Source organism: Aliterella sp. E5.1 (assembly GCF_057473825.1).
This window is the reverse complement of the sequence record NZ_JBYCCV010000320.1, coordinates 1-1,793: the sequence shown is the minus strand read 5'-3', so window position 1 is coordinate 1,793 and position 1,793 is coordinate 1. Positions and strand designations below refer to the sequence as shown.

General features: G+C 50.5%; 2 protein-coding genes. One reads left to right on the top strand and one right to left on the bottom strand.

The genetic code is table 11. The features are described 5' to 3' along the window. Nucleotides 1-255 precede the first annotated feature (255 nt). Nucleotides 256-918 carry an SDR family oxidoreductase gene (locus tag AC2VE5_RS26780; RefSeq protein ID WP_486890580.1) on the bottom strand — a complete coding sequence of 221 codons (663 nt, stop codon included), beginning with the start codon at nt 916-918 and terminating at the stop codon, nt 256-258. 364 nt (nt 919-1,282) lie between these two features. On the opposite strand from AC2VE5_RS26780, the gene AC2VE5_RS26775 reads away from it, so the two are divergent. Further along, nucleotides 1,283-1,793 (top strand): iron uptake porin (locus tag AC2VE5_RS26775; protein ID WP_486890578.1); only part of this gene is annotated, 511 nt, incomplete at its 3' end.

The window sequence follows — 1,793 nt, the reverse complement described above, 5'->3', positions numbered from 1 at the left end:
GCAGCCGGGTGATCGTGCGCCGCGAGCCCTTGCACCCCGGCGCCCAGCAGACCCTCGACGACGTCGACGGCGCCCGCTTCACCTGCTTCCTCACCGACCAGACCGACGCCGACCTCGCCGTGCTCGATTCTGGGTCATAACTGGCTGGTGAAAGCCCCCTTGGGACTCAAAGCGATCGCCCAGGCCCTGGCAGCAGAATCCTGATAGCCGCTGGATGCTTGGATTGAGGGTAGTAACAATTCCTCCTGGGCAAATCTACCAGGGAAGTTCTTCGCCATTGCTATGCCAGAAGCTGCCAGAGGTATCGAGGGTGAGTTGATCAATTCGCTCAAGCAGTCCTTTAACTGCCACTGTTGGGGTGATCCCATTGGCGGTAAAGTTGGTCATCCGAGTTTGGACCAGGCCGGGATGGAGAATTGCGATCGCAATTCTCCGGGGCTTAAGATCATGGGCCAGGGATTTGCCGGCCATGGATAGGGCCACTTTGGACATCCGGTAGCCATAGGAATCTCCAGAAGTGTTGTCTGCGATCGATCCCATGCGAGAGGTCATTAACACGACTTTGGAGCCTGCTTTAAGCAAAGGTAACAAGGCACGGGTTAACCGCAATGGGCCCAGGGCATTCACTTCAAACTGCTCGCGGATACTCTCAAAGTCCAGCGCTTCTAGGGACACCCGCTTGATAATTCCAGCATTATTAATTAAAACATCAATGCTCGTTGCTAGGCGATCGCGCAAGTCTGCCACAGAAGCATCTGAGGTAATATCGATCCCCTCCTTAACCTCTACCCCCAGGTCTCTTAGCTCCTGGGAGGCAGAGCGACACACAGCAATTACTCTCTCTCCTCGCTCCTGAAGTTGACGGCAGTACTCATAACCAATACCGCGATTTGCACCTGTCACTAAATAAACTGCCATAAGCATCCTGACTTCAGCCTGACAATTTTCTCACAGGCAACCCTTCCAAACTGCAATGCTTAAACAACTGAATTTTCTTGTCAGTACTTTCCTAAAGGTCTGCTTGTGGGAATAGTAAAATGACCAAGAGTAACTCAAAGCCGCTGGGGACTACTGGCAGGCGAAATGGAAGTGAACCTAAATCTTTTTTACCAGAGTAGCCATTGCAGCTGTTACAGATTGGTTTTTGGATGGCAGTGGTAACTTCAGCTGCTGAAAAGTTATTTATCCAAAATCTATATCTAAAAGTGCTGCACTTTGGTACATTCGACTTTGAGCAGAATTTTGTTCAAGATAAATTTCTTGGTGGTTGAGGAATAACGAAGTGAAAAGGACCGCTCTGTTGACGGGAAGCCTTGGGCTGCTAGGTACAATTACTCTGGCAATTCCAGTAGCTGCTGAGGCTACAGTGACTGTTAAGCCCTCTGAGCAGATAACTACTACCATTCTGCAGCAAGCTCAATCTCCCGATCAGTCTGATATAGCTGCAGCTGCATCTGTTTTGAAGTCTTCTGAAGCAACTGCTAAGCCTGAAGCGGCCACCCCGCAAAAGGCTTTAACGCAAAGGCCAGTAATTACTCAGCAACTCGTTCAACCTGTGGCTGAGGATAATTCTATTGCTCAAGTCACCTCTGTGTCTGAGCTATCGGATGTTCAACCTACTGACTGGGCCTTCCAGGCAGTTCAGTCTTTAGTAGAGCGCTATGGCTGCATCGAAGGCTATCCCGATAAGACCTTTAGAGGCAACCGGGCTGCAACTCGTTATGAGTTGGCTGCCGCGTTGAATGCTTGCCTCAACCAGATCAGTGAGCGGTTTGTCACCGCCGAAGACTTAG

Bases quoted from the DNA above. Each gene is read 5' to 3' on its own strand.
- AC2VE5_RS26780 (WP_486890580.1), bottom strand. From the start codon at position 918: ATGGCAGTTTATTTAGTGACAGGTGCAAATCGCGGTATTGGTTATGAG.